The organism is Caldimonas thermodepolymerans (assembly GCF_015476235.1).
Classification (GTDB): Bacteria; Pseudomonadota; Gammaproteobacteria; order Burkholderiales; family Burkholderiaceae_C; genus Caldimonas; species Caldimonas thermodepolymerans.
In genome coordinates this window covers 2,670,355-2,690,176 of the sequence record NZ_CP064338.1, presented here as the reverse complement: position 1 = coordinate 2,690,176, position 19,822 = coordinate 2,670,355, and the positions used below count along the sequence as shown (strand labels likewise).

Genomic DNA, 19,822 nt, shown 5'->3' with positions numbered 1-19,822 from the left:
TCGCGCACGTCCCTCAGGCCGCCGCGCTGGCGGTCGCCGCCTGCTTCATCTGCTTGCGCAGCTGCACCGCGTCGGGCTGCGTGAGGCGGGCCTTGTCCAGCCTGAACACGCTGACCGATTCGGTCAGCGCCTCGGCCTGGCCGTGCAGGCCGGTGGCCGAGGCCGCCAGCTGCTCCACCATGGCCGCGTTGTGCTGCGTGATGCCGTCCAGGTGGTTGACCGCCTCGTTGACCTGCGAGATGCCCTGCAGCTGCTCGGTGGCGGCGATGCTGATCTCGCCGATCAGCGAGTTGGCCTCGCCGACGCGCTCGACCGCCTGCTGCATGGTCGAGGCGGTGGCCGCCACCTGCTGCTCGCCTTCGGCCACGCGGGCCCCGGATTCCTCGGCCAGCCGCTTGATCTCGCTGGCCGCGTTCAGGGTGCGCTGCGCCAGGGCGCGCACCTCGCCCGCGACGACGGCAAAGCCGCGGCCCTGTTCGCCGGCGCGGGCGGCTTCCACCGCCGCATTGAGCGCGAGCAGGTTGGTCTGGAACGAGATGCCGTCGATGTCCTCGATGATCTGGCCGATGCGCAGCGACGACTGGCTGATCGCATGCATCGTCGCTTCCAGCCGGGCCATCTCCTCGCTGCTGCGTTCGGTGGCGTCCTGCGCCTCGCGCACCAGGGAAGCGGCCTGCCGGGCGCGGTCGGAGGTCTGGCGCACGGTGCCGGTGATTTCCTCCATCGAGGCGGCGGTCTTCTCGACGCTGCCGGCCTGCGCCTCGGTGCGCACCGACAGCTCGCTGCTGCCGGTGGCGATCTCGTTGGCGGCCACGCGCACGCGTTCCACGTTCTGGCGCACGTCGCTGACGATGGCCGCAAGGTTGACGTTGAGCTGGCGCAGCGCACGCGCGAAGCGGCCGGCCAGGCCGCGCCGCACCGGGATCTGCTGCGTCAGGTCGCCGGCGGCCATGCGGTTCGCGGCGGTGATCATCTCCTGGAAGGGATGGATCAGGGTCGAGTTCAGGCGCGCAGCGGCCGCCAGTCCCACCGCGACGCTGCCCGCCAGCGCGGCCAGCACCGGCAGCGCGGCACCGCCCGTCGCCGGCGTGGCCCAGGCTCCGAGCGCGCACGAGGCCAGGCAGGCGCTGCCGCACAGCACCTGCAGCCGCGACACCGGGCTGCGCCGCCCGATCGCGGCGAGCACCCCGCGCCAGCCGGTGGGCAGCGGCTCGCCGGCCTGCAGGCGGTGCACCAGCTTGCCCTGGGTTTCTTCGCGCCGCATCGTCGCGTACAGCGCTTCGGCTTGCGCGATCTGCTCGGGCGAGGCCCAGGTGCGCACCGACATGTAGCCGATCGGGCGGCCGTTCTCGACCAGCGGGGTGACGTTGGCGATCACCCAGTAGTAGCGTCCGTCCTTGCGCCGGTTCTTCACCGGCGCCGACCAGGGTTGCCCGGCGCTGATGGTCTCCCACATGTCGCGGAAGGCTTCTTCCGGCATGTCGGGATGGCGCACCAGGTTGTGGGGCTGGCCGAGCAGTTCTTCACGGGAGAACCCGCTGACCTTGATGAAGGCCGGGTTGGCATAGAGGATGCGGCCCTTGAGGTCGGTCTTCGAGACCAGCGTGACGTCGGCAGGAAAGTGGTACTCGTCGGGAAGGACAGGCAGGTTGACCCGCATGATGGCTTTCTGTTGTAGTCGTACCCGGTCTGGGGATCCAGCCCGGCTCGCTCAGGGTGTGTTATGAGGTCCATATCGGCCAACCCGCACGAAGCTTGAGGGCTTTGTGCGATCCACGTGCGGGCACCCGGCAGGCGCCGCCGGTGCTATCGTGCGCGGCTTGGCAGTTTTCCCGTCTTCCCGTTCCTCATGCTGATGCTCTTTGCCGCGGCCATGGCGCTCGGCTTCGTCTTCAATGCCGCGCCCGGCGCGGTCTTCGCGGAAACCGTCCGGCAGGGCGTACGCGGCGGCTTCCGTCCGGCGCTGGCGGTGCAGGTCGGCTCGCTGGTGGGCGATGCGCTGTGGGCGGTGCTGGGGCTGGCCGGCGTGGGCCTGCTGGTGCAGAGCCCGGCGCTGCGCCTGCCCGTCGGGCTGGCCGGGGTCGCCTACCTGCTGTGGCTGGCGTGGGACAGCTGGCGGGCCGCGAACCAGGAATTCCAGGTGCAGCCAGGGGCCGCGGGCCTGCCGGTGCGCCGGGCGCTGCGGGCCGGGATGCTGCTCTCGGTGACCAACCCGCACAACGTGGCCTACTGGGCGGCGATCGGCAGCGCGATGGGCGCGGTCGGCGTGCGCGAGCCCTCGGCGGCGCAATACGCCACCTTCTTCGCCGGCTTCATGACCTCGTCGGTGCTGTGGTGCTTCATCTGCGCGGCGCTGGTCGACCGGGTGTTCCGCAACGTCGGGCAGCACTGGGCGCGCCTGACCTACCGTGCCTGCGCGATCGCCTTCCTGGTGCTGGCGCTGTCCTCGCTGCGCGACCTGGTCGCGCAACGGCAGGAGGCATCCGCCGCCGAGGCCGGCCCGCCGGCGCTGCACGGCCAGCCCTGATCCGGCCGCCGCGCTGTCGCCTGCGCGACTGGCGCCGGGCGGCGCGGGGCGCACGATGGCCGGGCGGCGGTGCCGTCATGACCTCCGAGGTCATTGCGACGAAGCGGCTTGCATTGCAAGCTGCGCAGGCACCCGTTCCGGACAGGAGACCCCATGGACACGCCCCCCGCCACAGCGGTCGCACACCGCATCTGTCCCGTCTGCGAAGCCTGCTGCGGCCTGGAGCTGCAGCTGCAGGGCGAGCGCATCGTCTCGATCCGCGGCCACGCGGGTGATCGCTTCAGCGGCGGCTACCTGTGTCCCAAGGGCGTGGCCCTGAAGGACCTGCACGAGGACCCGGACCGCCTGCGCGCGCCCCTGGTGCGGCGCGGCGGCCGGTTCGTCGAGGTCGGCTGGGACGAGGCGTTCCGCGAGATCGAAGCGCGCCTGGTGCCGCTGCGCGAGCGCCACGGCCGGGACGCCCTCGGACTCGTGATCGGCAACCCGACCGTGCACAAGACCGGGCTGATGCTCTACGTGCCGCGGCTGGTGCGCGCCGCGGGCACGCACAACGTCTTCACCGCCTCGACGCTGGACCAGATGCCCAAGCAGCTCGCCAGCGGGCTGATGTACGGCCACTGGCTGACGATCGCGGTGCCGGACATCGAGCGCTGCGAGCACCTGCTGGTCCTGGGCGCCAACCCGGCCACCTCCAACGGCAGCATGTGGACCGTGCCGGACTTCCGCGGCAAGGCGCGCGCGATGCAGGCACGCGGCGGGCGGCTGGTCGTGGTCGACCCGCGCCGCAGCGAGACGGCGGCGCTGGCCGACGAGCACCTGCCGATCCACCCGGGCGCCGACGTGCATTTCCTGCTGGGCCTGGTGCACACGCTGTTCGACGAGGGCCTGGTGCGGCTGGGGCGGCTCGCGCCGCATGTCGCGGGGCTGGAGGCGCTGCAGGCGGCCGTGCAACCCTATGCCGCCGAGCGGGTGTCCGCGCGCTGCGGGATCGCCGCCGAGGCGATCCGCCGCCAGGCCCGGCTGCTGGCGACGGCGCCGCGCGCCGCGGTGTACGGCCGCATCGGCACCTGCACGCAGGCCTACGGCACGCTGGCCAACTGGCTGGTCGACGTGCTCAACGTGCTGACCGGGCACCTGGACGAGCCGGGCGGCGCGATGTTCCCCAAGGCCGCGGTGTTCGCCGCCAACACGCTGGGGGCACCGGGGCGCGGGCGCGGCATCGTCACCGGGCGCTACCGCAGCCGCGTCTCGGGGGCGCCCGAGGTGCTGGGCGAGTTCCCGATGGGCTGCCTGGCCGAGGAGATCGAGACCCCGGGCGAGGGGCAGGTGCGGGCCTTGATCACGGTGGCCGGCAACCCGGTGCTGTCGGCGCCCAACGGGCCGCGCCTGGCGGCCGCGCTCGAGCAGCTGGAGTTCATGGTCAGCGTGGACCTCTACCTCAACGAGACCACGCGCCATGCCGACGTGATCCTGCCCGGGCGCTCGCCGCTGGAGGACCCGCACTACGACGTCGCCTTCGCGCAGCTGTCGCATCGTAACCATGCACGCTACAGCCCGGCGGTGCTGCCGGCCGCGCCCGATCATCCGCCGGAATGGCAGGTGCTGCTGCGCCTGGTGGCGATCCTGCGCGGCGAAGGCGCGGGGGCGGACCTGCGCGCGCTGGACGACCGGCTGTTCGCCGAGGACCTCCAGCGCCTGCCGCCGGAGCAGGCCGGGGCGGTGATGCGCCTGCTCGCGCACCGCGAGGGGCCGGAGCGGCTGCTGGACTTCGGCCTGCGCTCGGGGCCCCATGGCGATGGCTTCGGGCGCCGGCCCGACGGCCTGACGCTGGACAAGGTCATGGCCGCCGCGCCCGCCGGCATCGACCTCGGGCCCCTGCAGCCGCGCGTGCCCGAGGTGCTGCGCACGCCCTCGGGTTGCATCGAGCTGGCGCCGGCAATGCTGCTGGAGGACCTGGCACGGGTCGAGGCCGACCTGGCGCAGCCGGTGCCGGAGCTGGTGCTGGTCGGCCGCCGCCAGGTGCGCTCCAACAACAGCTGGATGCACAACCTGCCGGTGCTGGCCAAGGGGCCGTACCGCTGCACGCTGCTGGTCCACCCGGACGACGCGCGGCGGCTCGGCCTGCGTGACGGGGCGCCGGCGCGCATCGAGGCCAACGGCCGCGCCATCGAGGCGCCGGTGGAGGTGAGCGAGGAGATGCGGCCCGGCGTGGTCAGCCTGCCCCACGGCTGGGGACACGGGCTGCCGGGCACGCGCATGGCCGTGGCGGCCGAGCGGCCGGGGGCCAACCTGAATGCGTTGCTCGACGAGGCGGCGCGCGATCCGCTGTCGGGCACCGCGGTGCTGTCGGGCGTGCCGGTGCGCCTGACGGCGGCCGGCTGAACGGCGGCGCAGCCGGTGGCCCGGCCCGCCGCCGCGGGCACGCGCCTTACTTGCCGGCGCGCACCTTCCGGATCTCGGCCTGCACCTCGTTCCAGAGGTCCTGGCCGACGCTGGCCGCGATGCTCGCGTTGACCTGCGAGAGCCTGGTGCGCATGCGGTCGACCTCGGCGGCGGACAGCTCGGTGACCTGCATGCCCTTGGCCTTCAGTTCGGCCAGCGCCCGGGCGGCTTCCTCGCGGGTGTCCTTGCGCTCGAAGTCGCGGCTCTTCTTCGCCGCGTCGAGCAGGATCTTCTGTTCATCCTTGGACAGGCCGTCCCACCACTTCTTGCTGACCGTCACGATCCACGGGCTGTAGACGTGGTTGGTGACGGTGAGGTACTTCTGCACCTCGTAGAACTTGCTCGACAGGATGGTGTTGTACGGGTTCTCCTGGCCGTCGACCGCGCGCGTCTCGAGCGCCGTGAACAGCTCCGAGAAGGGCAGCGGCACCGCGTTGGCGCCCAGCGCCTTGAAGCTGTCGAGGAACACGTTGTTCTGCATCACGCGCAGCTTGACGCCGTTGAGGTCCTCCAGCTTCGCGATGGGCTGCTTGTTGTTGGTCAGGTTGCGGAACCCGTTCTCCCAGTAGACCAGGCCCACCAGGCCCTTGTCCTGGAGCTTGTCCATCACCTTCTGGCCGACCGGGCCGTCGAGCACCGCGTCGGCTTCCTCGGCGTTGTTGAACAGGAAGGGCGTGTCCCAGATCGCCATTTCCTTGGTGATGCCCACCAGCGTGGCGGTGGAGCCGACCATCATCTCCTGCGCACCGCCGATCAGCGCCTGCTGCATCTGGATGTCCGAGCCCAGCGCCGCGGCGCCGATCGCGCGCACCTTCATCTTGCCGCCCGAGGCCTTCTCGACTTCCTGCGCGAACAGGCGCACGGCGCGTCCCTGGTTGGAGTCTTCCACCAGGCCGTAGCCGAAGCGGATCAGCCGCGGCTTGATGTCCTGCGCGCAGGCCGCGCCGGCGGCGACGAGGGCGATGCCGAGGGCCGCGACGAGTTGCTTGAGTTTCATGGGGTCATCTCCTTCAGGGCGTGTGGATGGTGGCTCTCAGTGGATCCACTTCAGGGGGGTGAGGATGAGCTGCGGGAACAGCACGAACAGCACCAGCAGCACGAAGTACATGACGAGGAACGGCGAGGTGCCGCGGATGACGGTCTCCATGCGCAGCCGCCCGACGCCGGCCACGACGTTCTGCACCGTGCCCACCGGCGGGGTGATCAGGCCCAGGCAGCCGGTGTAGATGAACATGAAGCCGAAGTACACCGGGTCGATGCCGGCCTTGGCTGCCATCGGCGCCACCACCGGCGCGAAGATCAGGATGGTGGGCGTCAGGTCCATTGCGGTGCCGACGATCACGAGGAACACCATCATCAGCGCCATGAACAGCACCGGGCGGTCCATCACCGGTGCGAACACCCGCGACAGTTCGTTGGGCAGGTCGGCCAGCGTGATCATGTAGGCCGTCACCGTGGCCGCGCCGCACAGGAACATCACCACCGCGGTGGTCTTGCTGGAGGCGACCAGCACCTCCCAGACCCCGCGCGCATCCAGCTCGCGGTAGACGAACACCGAGACGAACAGCGCGTAGACGGCGGCGACCACGGCGGCTTCGGTCGGCGTGAACACGCCGCCCTTGAGGCCGCCCAGGATGATCACCGGCATCATCAGCGCCCAGGCGCTGCGACCCAGCGCGCGCAGGCGGTCGCGCCAGCTGACGCGCTCCATCGGCGCGAGCCGGTGGGTGCGCGCGATCCACCACCAGGCGAAGATCAGGAACAGGCCCATCATCAGCCCGGGGAAGATGCCCGAGAGGAACAGCTTGCTGATCGAGGTGTTGGTGGTGACGCCGTAGATGACGAAGGGCATCGACGGCGGGATGATGGGGGCGATGATGCCGCCGCCGGCCAGCAGCCCCGCGCTGTAGCTGTCGGGGTACTGCTGCTGGCGCATCATCGGCAGCAGGATGGTGGCCAGCGCCGCGGTGTCCGCGATGGCCGAGCCGGACATGCTGGCCAGCAGCACCGCCGCACCGATCGCGACGAAGCCCAGTCCGCCGCGGATGTGGCCGACGAAGGAGCGGGCCAGGTCGATGATGCGGCGGCTCAGGCCGCCGGCGTTCATCAGCTCGCCGGCCAGGATGAAGAACGGCACGGCCAGCAGCGGGAAGCTGTCGAAGCCGGCCTGCAGGTTCTGCGCCAGCAGCTGGGCATCGAAGAAATCCAGGTGGTACATCAGGGCCACGCCCGTGAGCACCAGCGCGTGCGCGATCGGCATGCCGATCAGCATGGCTGCCAGCAGCACGGCGATGAAGATCAGGGTCACGACCATCGACTACTCCACCTGCCCTTCGTCCTTGCCATGCGGTGCGCCCGGCCGCTCGCGTTGCAGCACCTGGACCGCGAGCACCGCCAGCATCCCGACCGCCAGCACCAGGGTCGAGGCGGCGGCCAGCGCGAGCGGGTAGCCGATCACCGTGCTGCGGCTTTCCATGCCCGCTTCGACCTGGCGCCACGAGCCGATGGCCATCAGCACCATCACGTAGGCGATGCCCAGGCGGGCGAGCACCGCGCACGCCGTGCGCGGCCAGCCCTTCAGGCGCGAGGTCAGCATGTCGAAGCCCAGGTGCTTGTGCTCGACCGAGGCCACGATCGCGCCGATGCACACCAGCCAGACGAACAGCAGGCGCGACAGTTCCTCGTAGAACACGATGCCGGTGTCGAACACGTAGCGCAGCACGACGTTGGTGAACACCGCGAGCACCATGCCGGCCATGCCGAGCGCCATCGCGGCTTCGGCCAGCCGGCGCAGCCACAGGCCGCAGCGGGCAAGGGTGGGCGAGTTCATGCGGACTCCTTCGCGTCAAGCTCGCCGCGCATCCAGGCGACGGTCTCGTCGCGCAGCTCGCACAGCGGGCGCAGGGCATCCAGGCGCAGCACGCCCGGCTCGCCGACCGGGGGTTCCAGCGTCGCGAACTGGCTGCGCACCAGGCTGGGCGGGAACGGATGGTTCGGCCGTGCGGCGACGCGCGCGTAGGCGTCGGCTTCGCCGAGCTCGAGGAAGGCGAAGCGCAGGCCGGGCACGAAGCTGCGCAGGCGGTCTCGGTAGCGCTGTCTGAGCGCAGAACAGGTCAGCACCGCGCCGTTGCCGGCATCGCGCAGCAGGCTGCCGAGGCGGTCCAGCCAGCCTTCGCGGTCGGCATCGGTGAGGGCGATGCCGGCACGCATCTTCTCGATGTTGGCCGCCGGGTGGTATTCGTCGCCTTCGAGCAGGGGCCAGCCGAGGGCCTCGGCGCAGGCCTGTCCCAGGCTGGACTTGCCGCAGCCGGCCACGCCCATCACGACGAGCGCGGGGGAAACGGGCCGGCCGGCAGGTTTGGTAGCGCTATCCATCTTGATCCAAAAAACGCCAGCTCCTGGCTGGCCCGACGATTCCCAGAGGGGAAGCTCTCCGCCGGCATCCCTGCCCTGCGGCCAGGGTTGGCGCCGTTGTGATGACGGTAAGGTAGCGCTATCCTACGCATCGAGATTCCAAAACGAATAGGGAAAACCCCAGATGGCCTCCCCGGCAGCCCGCCGCCGTCGCTCCAGCGGCCGCGTGACGCTCACCGACGTGGCCCGCGAGGCGGGCGTCAGTCCCATCACGGCGTCGCGCGCGCTGCGCGGCGAGCGTGGCGTCGGGGCCGAGCTGGTGGCGCGCGTGCAGGAGGCGGTCAAGCGGCTCGGCTACGTGCCCGACCCGGCCGCCCGGGCGCTGGCCTCGTCGCGCAGCACGCAGGTGGCGGTGCTGGTGCCGATGCTGTCCAACACCCTGTTCGTCGACCTGCTGGAGGCAGTGCACCGCATCCTGTTCCCGGCGGGCTACCAGTCGCTCATCGGCGTGACCCACTACGACCCGGCCGAGGAGGAGCTGCTGCTGCGCAGCTACCTGGCGCATCGCCCGGCGGGGCTGCTGGTCACCGGCTTCGATCGCACCGAAGCGAGCCGCCAGCTGATCCTGGGCAGCGGGCTGCCCTGCGTGCACCTGATGGAGACCACCGAGGCGCCGGGCGTGTACTGCGTGGGCTTCTCGCAGGTCGAGGCCGGCGCGGCCATCACCGAGCACCTGCTGTCGCGCGGTCGACGGCGCATCGCCTTCGTCGCGGCGCAGCTGGACCCGCGCACGATGCAGCGTGCCGAGGGCTACCGCCGCGCGCTGCGCCAGGCCGGCTGCTACGACGCGCGGCTGGAGCTGCTCAGCCCCGAGCGCTCGTCGCTGGCGCTGGGCGCGCAGCTGTTCGAGGAGCTGCTGGCCACGCGGCGCGACATCGACGCGGTGTTCTTCTGCAACGACGACCTGGCGCAAGGCGGCCTGCTGGCTGCGCACCGCCTCCGCATCCCGGTCCCCGGGCGCGTCGCGATCGCCGGCTTCAACGACCTGGCCGGCAGCGACCAGATGCTGCCGCCGCTGACCACCGTGCACACGCCGCGCGTCGAGGTCGGTGAAGCGGGCGCGCGCATGCTTCTGCAGCTGATGCGCGGCGAGAAACCCTCGCCGTCGTGCGTGAAGCTGCCCTATCGCGTCGTGGTGCGGCAGAGCACCTGAGCCGCTGCGCGCTGCGGTCACGAATGTTCACCATTCCGCTGCGACCCTGGCAGCCGCTTTCCCTAACCTGTGCGGTTTGACGTCGCGCAGCGTCCGGCGCCGGCCGGCATGCGAGAGTGCGCGAGGTCTCCACATGACGACAGGGAGCTTCGACATGTCCGCCAGGAAACGCAGCATCGCGACCGCCCCGCCCGGACCGGCCGGGGACGTGCCCGCCGTCGCCGGCCTTTCCGTCACCCCCGAGGTGCCCGTCGCCGATGCGGGTGATGCGATGCAGGCCTGGACCGCGGCCTGCGAGGCCGCCACGCGCACGGCGTTCGACGCGATCGAGCAGGGCACCCACGCCTGGGCCGAGATGCAGGCGCTGCTGTGGCTGTGGCCGTTGCACTGGTGGGCGCCGAGCCATCCGCTCACGCCGGACGCCGTCGATGCGGGCGCCGCGGCGCGCGACTGGTTCGGCAAGTTCCTCGCCGGTACCACGCCGCCGCAGCCCGTGCAGGAAGCCACGCGCGAGTGGCTGGCGCTCGGCCTGCGCTCGTGGACGTCGCTGTGGGCGCCGTGGACCGGCGTGCCGTCCTGCCGCGGCCTGCACCCGGCCTGAGGCGCGGCTAGGGAGTCCGTTGCGGGCCGGCCGGCACCGCGCGTTGCAGCCGGCCCAGCCAGCGGTGCGCACACCACGCCGCAGCGGCGAGGTAGGCGGCGCCGCCGGGCACCCACATCAGGAGACCGGCCAGCTGCTGGTCCCACAGGTCGCGCGACTCCGGCGCGTACAGCGGTGCGCGTGCGAAGGTGAGCAGTGCGCCCAGCAGGCCGGTGTGCATCAGCGTGAACAGCAGCGCGAGCGCGGCCTGCGCCTCGTGCCCGCGGCGCGCGCGCAGCACCGCCCACCAGAACAGCCAGGCGCTGAACGCGAAGCTCGCGTGCTCGGCGACATGCCACCAGTTGTTCCCGACCGCAGCCAGGTAGGGCTGCGGCAGGTGCCAGGCCCAGATCGCCGCCGCATGCAGGGCCGCGCAGGCCACCGGATGCCGCCCGGCGCGCAGCACCGCCTGCCACCATGGATCGACCCAGGGGCCGAGCGCGGCGCGCCAGGCGGGCAGCGGGCGTGCCAGAACCCACAGCGGGGCCGCGACCACCATCAGCAGCATGTGCTGCACCATGTGCATCGCGGTGCTCGTCGCTGCCCGCTCGTCGAACGGCCCGAACAGCGCGACCGCGGTCACGGCCGTGGCGGCGTGGAACGCGAGGCGTTCCCCGAGGCGGGGCCGCACGCGCGCGGCGCCGGCCAGCCCGGCGATCCACAGCGCGAGCAGCAGGGCCTGCGCACCCCACACCGGCAGGTGCGACAGCGGACCGGTGTCCCACGCCGCATGGGCTTGCGCGGTCGCCGGCAGCGCCAGCAGCAGGGCCAAGCGCACGGTCACAGGCATGGCGGCGTCCACAGGGCCGGCAGGCCGACGAAGAGCGTCGCCGCGGCCGCCGCCGCATGCAGTGCGGCCGCCACCGGGGCGACGAAGCGCGCGCTGGCGGGGGGCTCGGCGACCGTCGCGTGGCGGGCCCGCCAGCAGGCCCGGGCGCACAGCAGCAGCGCGAGCGCGGTCAGCACCGCAAGCAGCACCAGCGCCGCGTTGATCCAGGTGAGGGCGCCGGCCTGCACGTCCGGCGGCGCGATCGCGCAGCCGATCGACAGGGCGCCGTAGTTGAGCACGAACCACGCCGACCAGACGATGAAGCCCAGCGCCAGCTGCATCGGGTGTGGCACGCGCTTCACGGCGACCTCCCGAACGTGGCCGGGAACAGCAGCAGCGCGCCGCTGGCCACCCAGGTGCAGCCGGCCTGGAACAGCCACAGCTGCGCCAGCACTGCCGGCTCGTACGGCGCATGCAGCCCGACGTAGCGGTGGCCGACCCGCCAGGCCTGCAGCAGCGACAGCACCGCGGCCAGCGCACCGTGCAGCAGCAGGAAGCCCAGCACCACGCCGATGACGGCGTCGTGCGCGTTCGTGGTCGGCGCGATCGGCGAAGCCCGCAGCAGCCACAGCGTCAGCGTCGCCTGTGCGAGGCCCAGCAGTCCCAGCCCGAACAGTTGTCCTTGCAAGCCGCGTTCGTCGCCGCGCCGCAGCTGCCGCACGAGTCGCGCCAGCCACGCCGCGCCCGCGCTCGCCAGGGCGGCGGCGCCCAGCATGGCGGCGGCCGGCAGGGGCGAGCGCGCCGGCGCGGTGAACCCGGGCGATGCGGTCCACAGGTACATCCAGCCGAACATCAGCGACAGGAACAGTGCGCCGTCGGCCAGCAGCGTCAGCCCCATGCCCCACAGGCCCGGGCCGTCGAAGGTGCGCGAATGCAGCCGCAGCCCGGACGGCAGGTCGTCGGTCCCGGGGGCCGCGCGCGGGTGCGCGCCGTTCTCCCACACCCAGCGCAGCAGCAGCGCGACGGCGACGACCGCGGCCAGTGCCGCGACGACATAGGCCTTGAGCAGCAGCGAGAGGCAGACCGTGGCCAGCACCAGCCCGGCCTGGAACGGCAGGAAGGAGTTGCCCGGCAGGTGCACGACCTCGCGCGGCGCACCGGTGAGCGGGTCGCTGCCCAGCGTCTCGCGCCGCCCGTGGCGTGCGTGGGGCAGGGCGTGGCGTGCCTCGGCGATGTCGCGCGGCAGCGCCGGGTGTTCCCACAGCGGATGACGGGTTTCGACGGGCGGCAGGCTGACGAAGTTGTACGGGGCGGGCGGCAGGTCGGTGGCCCACTCCAGCGTGTCGGCGTCCCAGGGGTTCTGGCGCGCCGGCCGGCCGAAGCGGAAGTGCAGCGCGAAGTCCAGCAGCACGGTCGCGATGCCCGCGGCCATCACGAAGCTGAAGATGGACGAGACCAGGTTCGGCACTTCCCAGCCCAGGCCGGGGTCGTAGGTGTAGACGCGCCGCGGCATGCCCAGCAGCCCGGTCCAGTGCATCACGAGGAAGGTGCCGTTGAAGCCGGCGAAGGTCAGCCAGAAGCCCCACCTGGCCAGTCGCTCGGAGGGCATGCGGCCGCTGAAGTGCGGCATCCAGTAGTACAGGCCGGCCAGCAGCGGGAACAGCATGCCGCCCACCAGCACGTAGTGCATGTGCGCGACGACGAAGTGCGTGTCGTGCACCTGCCAGTCGAACGGTACCAGCGCCAGCATCACCCCGGTCAGGCCGCCGGCGACGAAGATCACCAGGAAGCCGACGATCCACAGCATCGGGATGCGCATCACCGGCCTGCCGGTCCACAGCGTGGCCAGCCATGCGAAGAGCTGGATGCCGGTGGGCACCGCGACCAGCATGCTGGCGGCCGAGAAGAACGCCTGCGCAAGCTGCGGGATGCCGACCGTGAACATGTGGTGCACCCACAGGCCGAAGCTGATGAAGCCGGTGCTGATGACCGCGACCACCGCCCAGCGGTAGCCCACCAGCGGCCGGCGCGCGAACACCGGCAGCACGGTGGAGACGATGCCCGCGGCAGGCAGGAAGATGATGTAGACCTCGGGGTGGCCGAACAGCCAGAACAGGTGCTGCCACAGCAGCGGGTCGCCGCCGCGGGTGACGTCGAAGAAGGGCAGCCCTGCGGCACGTTCCAGCTCGAGCAGGATGCTGCCGAGGATCAGTGGCGGAAAGCCCGCCACGATCATCAGCGCCATGACCAGGATGTACCAGGCGAAGATCGGCATGCGGTGCAGCGCCATGCCGGGCGCGCGCGTGCGCAGGATGGAGACGGCCAGCTCCACGCCGGCCGACACCGCCGAGATCTCCACGAAGGTGATGCCCAGCAGCCAGAAGTCGTTGTGGATGCCGGGCGAGTGGACGTTGCTGGCCAGCGGCACGTACATGAACCAGCCGGAGTGCGGCGCCACGCCGAGGAGCAGGCTGGAGGTGACGATCGCGCCGCCGAACAGGTAGCACCAGTAGCCGAACGCACTCAGGCGAGGGAACACCAGGTCGCGCGCGCCCAGCATCTTGGGAATCAGGTAGCACGCGAGGCCCTCCAGCATCGGCACCGCGAACAGGAACATCATCAGCGTGCCGTGCATGGTGAACGCCTGGTGGTAGGCCTCGGCCGTCATGAAGGCGTGGTGCGGGACGGCCAGCTGCGAGCGCATCAGCATCGCCAGCAGCCCGGCGATCAGGAAGAACACGCCGCCGGTGACCATGAAGCGCAGGCCGATCGACGAGTGGTTGACGATGGCCAGCGCCCTCCAGCCGGTCGGGTTGGCCCAGACGGCCTCGAGCTCGGCACGCGCCTGGGCCTGCGCGCGGGCCGGGGAAGCGGAAGGGGGGGACCCGCTCATCGTCGCGCCGCGGCCAGCCAGGCCTCGAATTCATCGGCATGCAGCGCGCGCACCCGCATCGTCATGTGGGCGTGCGCATCGCCGCAGAACTCGGCGCACTGCCCGCGCATCGCGCCGGCGCGGTCGGCCCGCAGCCGGATCACGTTGGTGCGCCCGGGGATCGCGTCGATCTTGCCGCCCAGCCGCGGGACCCAGAACGAGTGGATCACGTCGCGGCTGCTCACGTGCACGTCCACCGGGCGGCCGACCGGCAGCACCAGCTCGTCGCGCAGCTGCAGGCCGGCGTCCGGGTAGCGCACCTCCCACCACCACTGGTGGCCGACGACCTCGATGCGCAGCGCCGCCGGCCCGGCCGCGACGGGCCACGGCAGCATGCCGTGGCCGGCGGGTACGCCGAATGCCAGCAGCACGGCGATGCTGGCCAGCGGCAGCAGCAGGCCGCCGCCGACGATCCAGCGCCGGCCGGTGCGCCGGGCCTGCGCCTCGTCCGGTTCGGGCCGGCGCCGGTACAGCGCATGCAGCCACAGCCCGACGACGACCAGGAGCACCAGCGTGCCGTACCCGAACATCCACCACCAGAGCGTCGCCACGACATCGGCCGCCGGCCCGGCCGGGTCGAGCGTCGACTGAGGCCCGCTGCATCCGGCCAGCGCCGCCGTTCCCGCCACGAGCCCGCCATGCCCCGCCAGGAAGGACCGATCCAGAGCCGCGCCGCGATCGCCGGGCACCCGCTGCACCCGATGATGATCCACTTCCCGGTGGCGGCGCTCCTCGGCCTGGTGGCGGTGGACGTGGCCTACGTCCTCGGCCGCGACCCGTTCTGGGCGCGTGCCGGCGTCTGGCTTGCGGGCGTCGGCGCCGCGGGCGGATGGATCGCGAGCCTGGCCGGCCTGGTCGACCTGGTGACGGTGGCGCCGGTGCGGCGCCTGGTGACCGCCTGGTGCCACGCGATCATCGCGGTGATGATGCTGTCGCTCGCCTCGTTCAACTGGCTGCTGCGCGTGGGCGACGCCCAGGCACTCGTCGTACCGTGGGGGCTGTACGTCTCGCTGCTGACCGCCGCGATGATCGCGCTGGCGGCCTACCTGGGCGGACGCCTGGTCTACGAGCACGCGGTCGGCGTGGACCTGTCCGGCTAGGGGGCTCGCACGCAACGGCATGGGGCGCGCCTTCGGTCAGAACGGCTTGCCCAGCACCAGCCACGCGATCGCGCCGATCAGCGCCAGCGCCACCAGGGCCACGAGGCTGCACGCCGCGCCGACCGGCCGTTCGCGGTCGCGCTCGACGCGCAGCAGCAGCACGCCGCAGGCGGCATGGCACAGCACCAGCGCGCACACCAGCGTCAGCTTGACGATCAGCCACAGCGCGAGCGTCTGGTCGGCCAGGAACACCGCGGTACCCGAGGCGATCGCGACCAGCGCGGCCGGCGTGGCGACCAGCGTGAACAGCGAGCGCGCCATCTGGTCGTGCGGCGCGTGGAACAGCTCGCCCACCGACCGCGCCGAGCTGGCCGCGATCGCGCCCGGCAGGTACAGCAACGCGCCGCACCAGACGATCAGGGCCGCGATGTGCAGCAGCTTGAGCCAGGGCATCGGCGCGGCCGTCGAGGCGCCTCAGCGCGCGGCGTCCTTGTTCGCCTGCGTGATGGTCCAGGCGTAGATGGTCTTGTTGGCGACGTTCTCGGTGTGCTCGGGCGGCCACTGGCTGCCCATGTCGAAGTCGTGCGAAACCACCCGCGCGCCCACGCGCAGCTGGCGCCACAGCTGCGGACGCAGGCGCTGGTTGATCGACGGCAGCAGGTACAGCGTGACCACCGTGGCCTCGGAGAAGTCCGCCTCGAACAGGTCGCCGATGCGGAACTCGACCTTGTCCGTCACGCCGGCGCGCTTCGCATTGGCGCGCGCCTCGGCGATGCGCTGCGGGTCGATGTCGATGCCGATCCCGCGCGCGCCGTACGCCTTGGCGGCCGTGATCACCACCCGGCCGTCGCCACAGCCCAGGTCGTAGACCACGTCGTCCGGCCCCACCCGGGCCAGCTGCAGCATGCGGTCGACCACGGGCTGGGGCGTCGGCACGTAGGGCACGTCCAGCGCGACGGCCGTGCCTTCCTGGGCGCGCACCAGCGGCAGGGCCATGGGCAGGGCCACGGCCGCGGCGGTGCGCAGCGTGGAGGCCATGAACAGGCGACGGGACGAAATGTGCTTCATCGAAGTCTCCGGTCGGACGTTGGAAGGGGACGACACGCGGTCACGAAGCGGGGGCGGTGCGGGCGGCACCGCGCAGCCACCACAACAGCAGCAGGCCCAGCGCGAGCACGCCGACGCTGACCCAGGCGGCATTGAGCCCGCCCAGCGTCTGTGCGCCGACATAGGAAAGGCTGGACCACAGCATGTAGCCGCAGGTGGCGCAGAACACGAGCGGCAGCTGCGGGTACAGCGGCACCCGGAACGGGCGCACGGCCTGCGGCTCGCGCCAGCGCAACACCATCAGCGACAGGCCCGAGAGCAGGAAGAACAGCCAGAACACCGGCGCGGTGAACTCGACCATGGTGTTGAAGCCGCCGCCGGTGGCCAGCCCCAGCGCGACCAGCGCCAGCGCCACGACGCACTGCAGGCGCAGCGCGTTGGCCGGCGCGCCGCGCAGGTCGTTCCATTCGCCGAGCCAGCGCAGCGCGGTCCAGTCGCGTCCGAGCGCATAGCTGGTGCGCGCACCCACGATCATCGTCGCATTGATCGAGGTCAGCGCCGTGATCGCGATCATCACCGAGATCACCACCTGGCCGGCAGCGCCGAACTCCAGCGCCAGCACGTCGGCGGCCAGCGCCTGCGAGTCGGCCATGCCCTGGAGCCCCAGCGCGCGCCAGTAGGCCCAGTTGACCAGCAAGTACAGCAGCGTGATCAGGCCGATCGACAGCACCAGCGCCTTGACCATGTTGCGGCGCGCGTCGCGCACCTCGGCGCTGATGTAGGCGGCCTCGTTCCAGCCGCCGTAGGTCAGCAGCACGAACACCATCGCCAGCCCGAAGGCGGCCGCCGACGGCGTCGCGGCCGGGGCGGGGGAGGGCGGCGCGGCCGGCGCCGCGTTCGCGAGCAGCGCGGCGGCAAGCACCAGCAGCAGCCCGCCGATCTCCAGGCAGGTCAGCCACAGCTGCGTCGAGCTGCTGGCGCGGATGCCCAGCAGGTTGATCCAGCTGAGCCCGACGATGGACAGCGCCGCGTAGACCGCGGCGCTGCCCGCAGGGCTCAGGCCGGGCAGCGGCAGGATGGCCGTCATGTAGTCGCCGAACACGAAGCCCAGCAGCGCGATCGAGCCGGTCGTGATCACCGACAGCCGGGCCCAGCCGAACAGCAGCGAGACCGAGCGCCCGAAGGCGCGGTGCAGGAAGTGGTAGTCGCCCCCGGCGTGGGGATAGGTGGTGGCCAGCTCCGCGTAGCACAACGCGCCGACCAGCGAGATCAGGCCGCCGAGCAGCCAGGCGCCGAACATCCACGCCGGATCGCCGGTCAGTCCCGCCACCATGGCCGGTGCCTTGAAGATGCCCGCGCCGATGACGATGCCGACCGTGATCGCGACGGCTTCCCGCAAGCCCAGCACCTCCCGCGGACCGGCACCGGCGGGTGCACTCACGGGTGGCTCCTCCAGGGGCCGGGGCGGCCGACGGACGGGGACGCAGAAGGGTGGGGCATCGGTGCACTCCGGTGGCAGGCGGGAACCGACTTCTCTTCCCGCGCGAATGCTGCGGCATCAGCGGGGCGCCTGTCGGCACAACCCCACTTCCGTCGCAGGAATCAATCCGCGTGCCTGGGGCCGCGTGCCCGTCGCGCAGGGCCGGCCGGCGCCGTGCCGTAAGTTTTTCAAACCGGCTTGCCGGTGCCTCCAACGACAACGGGCGCCACCCCCGGCCGGGGAGCGGCGCCCGTCGAAGAGCGCTTCGGATACGGTTACTGCAGCGTGCCTTCGTGCATCGTGCTTTCGCCGCGGTGCGGGGTGTAGCCGGGCTCCAGCTCGGGGGCGCTCGAGACCTCGCCGTCGCCGGCCACGCCGCCCAGCGCCGAGCCGGTGGAGCCGGCCGGGTAGGCGCCGGCGCTGTCGCGCTTCCATTCGACCCGCTGGAGGCTGCCGCCGTGGCCGTAGTCGTCGTGCCGGGTGCGGTCGGCCGAGGTCGCGCCGTAGCCGGTCCCTTCCGACGGGTCGCGCGTCACCGCGCCTTCGCCCGCCGCGCCTTCCAGCTGCGAGCCGGTCTGGCCCGCCGGGGTGCCTGGCGTGCCGTAGGCGTCGTTTGCATGGGCCCCGACCACCATCAGGGCTGCCGCCACACCGCTGAACAGGTGCTTCGCATTCATCGTCGCTTCCTTCGTTCCGGGTTGAACATGACTTCAGGTTAGTGAAGCGACGCAGGCCTGGTTGTCTCAGCGCGGTGGCGCTGCCCGTAGTCGGCGTCCTACGCCTGTCGGCGGGGGTCAGCGCGCCGGCGCGGGCCAGTGCTGCGCGACCCATTGCACGAAGTCGTTCGCCATCGCCTCGTGCAGCCGGGGGCGTCCGGGGTAGTCGCGGTATGCCACCTCCACGCCGTGCTCGGCCATGGTGCGCATCGCGTCCTCCGCGTAGTCCGTCGCGGTGATGCCGTCGGCGCCGCCTTCGGCGAAGAACACGTGCAGCCGCGACAGCTGCTCCCCGGGCGCCAGCTGCCACTTGACCTGAGGCAGGATGCGGCCGCACAGCATGCCGATGGCCGCCACCCGGTCCGGGCGCGTCAGCCCGACGCTGGCGGCGATCACCGCTCCCTGCCCGAATCCTGCCACGCAGACCTGCTGCGCATCGTAGGGCTGCACCTGCTGCAGCTGGTCGAGGAACTGCAGCACCTGCACGCGTGCCGCCTCGGCTTCCAGCGCGTTGGCCCGTGCGCCTTCCTCGCTGACCTGCACGCCGTACCAGGCGTGTCCGCCTTGCGGTCCGGCCAGCGGAGCGCGCGGCAACGCGACGTGCAGGTGCCCGGGCAGTCGGTCGGCCAGCGTCGCGAGGCTGTGCTCGTCGCCGCCCACCCCGTGCAGCAGCACGAGCAGCGGGGCCGGCGCGCGCGCTGCGGTGCGCGCCGGGCGGAAGCGGTAGGGCAGGGCCACGCCAGGCGGTGCGGGATGCGTGGCGCGGGCCGCGGCCCCTCCGGTTGCAGTCATGTGTCCTCCTTGTCTTTCTGTTCTGGTTGCGTCGATGTCCGACACGGGGCCCTGGCCGGCTGCGCTCGTGCCCCCGCAGCGGGCGGGACCCGCGCACAATGGGGGCGCCCGGGTGCCTTGCCCGGCGACCGTCCCTGTCCACCCCTTGACCCACGAAGGAGGTTCCATGAGCACGAAGGTCTACGTCGTCTTCTACAGCATGTACGGCCACATCCATCGCATGGCCGAGGCCGTGGCCGAAGGGGCGCGTGCCGTGCCCGGGGCGGAGGTCCGGCTGTGGCAGGTGCCCGAGTTGGTGCCGGAGGACGTGCTCGAGAAGAGCGGCGCGAAGGCGGCACGGGCCGCGTTCGCGCAGGTGCCGGTCATCCGGCCCGACCAGCTGCCCGAGGCGGACGCCATCATCTTCGGCGCGCCCACCCGGTTTGGCAACATGTGCGCCCAGATGCGCAACTTCCTCGACCAGACCGGCGGCCTGTGGGCCAAGGGCGCACTGATCGGCAAGGTCGGCAGCGTGTTCACCAGCACCGCGACCCAGCACGGCGGGCAGGAGTCCACGCTGCTGAGCTTCCACACCACGCTGCTGCACCACGGCATGGTGATCGTCGGCCTGCCGTATTCGGAGGCGCGGCAGATGACGCTGGCCGAGATCAGTGGCGGCTCGCCCTACGGCGCGAGCACCATCAGCGGCGGCGACGGCTCGCGCATGCCCAGCGAGAACGAGCTGGCGATGGCGCGCTTCCAGGGCCGCCATGTCGCGCAGATCGCGGCGAAGCTGGCCGCCGGCGGACAGTGAAAACGATGTGCGGAAGG

The 19,822-nt window shown here is 71.9% G+C and carries 20 protein-coding genes; 6 read left to right on the top strand and 14 right to left on the bottom strand.

Annotated elements, in window-relative coordinates; translation table 11 throughout:
• Positions 1 to 13: 13 nt before the first annotated feature.
• Complete coding sequence (locus tag IS481_RS12660; protein ID WP_104355776.1) at positions 14 to 1,660, bottom strand: methyl-accepting chemotaxis protein; 1,647 nt, start codon at positions 1,658 to 1,660, stop codon at positions 14 to 16.
• Between the two features lie 189 nt (positions 1,661 to 1,849).
• Between IS481_RS12660 and IS481_RS12655 the strand changes: the two genes are divergently transcribed.
• Together IS481_RS12655 and IS481_RS12650 are read left to right on the top strand one after the other, a co-directional pair.
• A complete protein-coding gene (locus IS481_RS12655; protein ID WP_104355775.1) occupies positions 1,850 to 2,527 on the top strand; it encodes a LysE family transporter in 678 nt (225 codons plus the stop codon).
• A 153-nt stretch (positions 2,528 to 2,680) separates the two neighbouring features.
• Positions 2,681 to 4,909: a molybdopterin-dependent oxidoreductase gene (locus tag IS481_RS12650; protein WP_104355774.1), complete on the top strand. Its 2,229-nt coding sequence runs from the start codon at positions 2,681 to 2,683 to the stop codon at positions 4,907 to 4,909.
• A gap of 46 nt (positions 4,910 to 4,955) precedes the next feature.
• Here the strand turns inward: IS481_RS12650 and IS481_RS12645 are convergent, their stop codons facing one another.
• The 4 genes from IS481_RS12645 to IS481_RS12630 are packed head-to-tail and all read right to left on the bottom strand — an operon-like array spanning position 4,956 to position 8,344.
• Positions 4,956 to 5,966, bottom strand: a complete 1,011-nt coding sequence (locus IS481_RS12645) for a TRAP transporter substrate-binding protein (RefSeq protein ID WP_104355773.1) — start codon at positions 5,964 to 5,966, stop codon at positions 4,956 to 4,958.
• 36 nt (positions 5,967 to 6,002) lie between these two features.
• Positions 6,003 to 7,283, bottom strand: a complete 1,281-nt coding sequence (locus IS481_RS12640; RefSeq protein WP_104355772.1) for a TRAP transporter large permease — start codon at positions 7,281 to 7,283, stop codon at positions 6,003 to 6,005.
• Between the two features lie 3 nt (positions 7,284 to 7,286).
• Entirely contained in the window at positions 7,287 to 7,799 is a 513-nt protein-coding gene (locus IS481_RS12635) for a TRAP transporter small permease (RefSeq protein WP_104355771.1), read from the bottom strand.
• Positions 7,796 to 8,344 (bottom strand): gluconokinase, encoded by a 549-nt coding sequence (locus IS481_RS12630; RefSeq protein ID WP_232529273.1) that lies wholly within the window; start codon positions 8,342 to 8,344, stop codon positions 7,796 to 7,798. The genes IS481_RS12635 and IS481_RS12630 overlap by 4 nt, the downstream gene beginning before the upstream one ends.
• Before the next feature lie 163 nt (positions 8,345 to 8,507).
• Between IS481_RS12630 and gntR the strand changes: the two genes are divergently transcribed.
• Positions 8,508 to 9,536 (top strand): HTH-type transcriptional regulator GntR, encoded by a 1,029-nt coding sequence (gene gntR / locus IS481_RS12625; RefSeq protein WP_104355769.1) that lies wholly within the window; start codon positions 8,508 to 8,510, stop codon positions 9,534 to 9,536.
• Positions 9,537 to 9,690: 154 nt separating this feature from the next.
• Positions 9,691 to 10,137 carry a hypothetical protein gene (locus IS481_RS12620; RefSeq protein WP_104355768.1) on the top strand — a complete coding sequence of 149 codons (447 nt, stop codon included), beginning with the start codon at positions 9,691 to 9,693 and terminating at the stop codon, positions 10,135 to 10,137.
• Positions 10,138 to 10,144: 7 nt separating this feature from the next.
• Here IS481_RS12620 and IS481_RS12615 read toward each other — a convergent pair whose 3' ends face one another.
• Genes IS481_RS12615 through coxB form a run of 4 tightly spaced genes read right to left on the bottom strand, consistent with a single transcriptional unit; the run spans position 10,145 to position 14,428 of the window.
• Positions 10,145 to 10,966: a cytochrome c oxidase assembly protein gene (locus IS481_RS12615; protein WP_104355951.1), complete on the bottom strand. Its 822-nt coding sequence runs from the start codon at positions 10,964 to 10,966 to the stop codon at positions 10,145 to 10,147.
• A complete protein-coding gene (locus IS481_RS12610; RefSeq protein ID WP_198425425.1) occupies positions 10,957 to 11,307 on the bottom strand; it encodes a hypothetical protein in 351 nt (116 codons plus the stop codon). The genes IS481_RS12615 and IS481_RS12610 overlap by 10 nt, the downstream gene beginning before the upstream one ends.
• Complete coding sequence (gene ctaD / locus IS481_RS12605) at positions 11,304 to 13,838, bottom strand: cytochrome c oxidase subunit I (protein WP_104355766.1); 2,535 nt, start codon at positions 13,836 to 13,838, stop codon at positions 11,304 to 11,306. The genes IS481_RS12610 and ctaD overlap by 4 nt, the downstream gene beginning before the upstream one ends.
• Positions 13,835 to 14,428, bottom strand: coding sequence for a cytochrome c oxidase subunit II (gene coxB, locus IS481_RS18285; protein ID WP_198425424.1), 594 nt, complete (start codon positions 14,426 to 14,428; stop codon positions 13,835 to 13,837). The genes ctaD and coxB overlap by 4 nt, the downstream gene beginning before the upstream one ends.
• Positions 14,429 to 14,515: 87 nt before the next feature.
• Here coxB and IS481_RS18280 point away from each other — a divergent pair, with 87 nt between their 5' ends.
• Positions 14,516 to 14,977, top strand: a complete 462-nt coding sequence (locus tag IS481_RS18280; protein WP_198425423.1) for a DUF2231 domain-containing protein — start codon at positions 14,516 to 14,518, stop codon at positions 14,975 to 14,977.
• Between the two features lie 36 nt (positions 14,978 to 15,013).
• On the opposite strand, the gene IS481_RS12595 is transcribed toward IS481_RS18280, so the two are convergent.
• The 5 genes from IS481_RS12595 to IS481_RS12575 all read right to left on the bottom strand — a co-directional run bounded on the left by IS481_RS12595 (position 15,014) and on the right by IS481_RS12575 (position 19,012).
• Complete coding sequence (locus IS481_RS12595) at positions 15,014 to 15,430, bottom strand: CopD family protein (RefSeq protein WP_104355764.1); 417 nt, start codon at positions 15,428 to 15,430, stop codon at positions 15,014 to 15,016.
• 21 nt (positions 15,431 to 15,451) lie between these two features.
• Positions 15,452 to 16,045 (bottom strand): SAM-dependent methyltransferase, encoded by a 594-nt coding sequence (locus IS481_RS12590; protein WP_104355763.1) that lies wholly within the window; start codon positions 16,043 to 16,045, stop codon positions 15,452 to 15,454.
• A gap of 40 nt (positions 16,046 to 16,085) precedes the next feature.
• A complete protein-coding gene (locus IS481_RS12585) occupies positions 16,086 to 17,465 on the bottom strand; it encodes an APC family permease (RefSeq protein ID WP_232529272.1) in 1,380 nt (459 codons plus the stop codon).
• Positions 17,466 to 17,779: 314 nt separating this feature from the next.
• On the bottom strand, positions 17,780 to 18,181 hold the full coding sequence (locus tag IS481_RS12580; protein WP_104355762.1) for a hypothetical protein: 402 nt from the start codon (positions 18,179 to 18,181) through the stop codon (positions 17,780 to 17,782).
• Between the two features lie 117 nt (positions 18,182 to 18,298).
• Positions 18,299 to 19,012, bottom strand: a complete 714-nt coding sequence (locus IS481_RS12575; RefSeq protein ID WP_170067423.1) for an alpha/beta hydrolase — start codon at positions 19,010 to 19,012, stop codon at positions 18,299 to 18,301.
• A 166-nt stretch (positions 19,013 to 19,178) separates the two neighbouring features.
• Between IS481_RS12575 and wrbA the strand changes: the two genes are divergently transcribed.
• Positions 19,179 to 19,805, top strand: a complete 627-nt coding sequence (gene wrbA / locus IS481_RS12570) for an NAD(P)H:quinone oxidoreductase (protein ID WP_104355760.1) — start codon at positions 19,179 to 19,181, stop codon at positions 19,803 to 19,805.
• Positions 19,806 to 19,822: the final 17 nt, after the last annotated feature.